Origin of the sequence: Streptococcus sp. DD10 (genome assembly GCF_001578805.1) — a bacterium.
Lineage (GTDB): Bacteria > Bacillota > Bacilli > Lactobacillales > Streptococcaceae > Streptococcus.
In genome coordinates this window covers 1-339 of the sequence record NZ_KQ969221.1, presented here as the reverse complement: position 1 = coordinate 339, position 339 = coordinate 1, and the positions used below count along the sequence as shown (strand labels likewise).

1 protein-coding gene and 1 pseudogene are annotated in these 339 nt (G+C 35.1%); both read right to left on the bottom strand.

Going from position 1 to position 339, the window contains the following annotated elements; all coding sequences use genetic code 11:
• A pseudogene (locus STRDD10_RS11050) lies at window positions 1-129 on the bottom strand (IS30 family transposase); the annotation flags it as partial.
• A 27-nt stretch (window positions 130-156) separates the two neighbouring features.
• Window positions 157-339, bottom strand: a 183-nt coding sequence (locus tag STRDD10_RS11700) for a hypothetical protein (RefSeq protein WP_231853415.1), incomplete at its 5' end; no start/stop codon positions are given.

Genomic DNA, 339 nt, shown 5'->3' with positions numbered 1-339 from the left:
TTTGGCAAAGTTCAAGTTAGCCAGCAAGAAGTCTTCTCTGGGTGACTTGTAGTTCAAGCATTTTTTAGGATAGTTGTTAATCCAATTTTCGATAAATGCGACTTCTTTAGGAGTCGTTTTCTTAGTTCCTTAATGAAATCGAGTACTAGCTATAAGCTAGTTGAACCATCTAATTTTTAGGAGGGCTAGGTGGCTAACTTCATTATAGAACTTTCGGTCTTTTGTTTTTCGAAACTTTGTTAATTTTAAAATCAGGTTTTGATAGCTCTTAACATAAAAAAGGAGAAGACGAAAATCCGCCTCTCTCGATGCTAATGAATCATAGTTCTCCCTATTTTC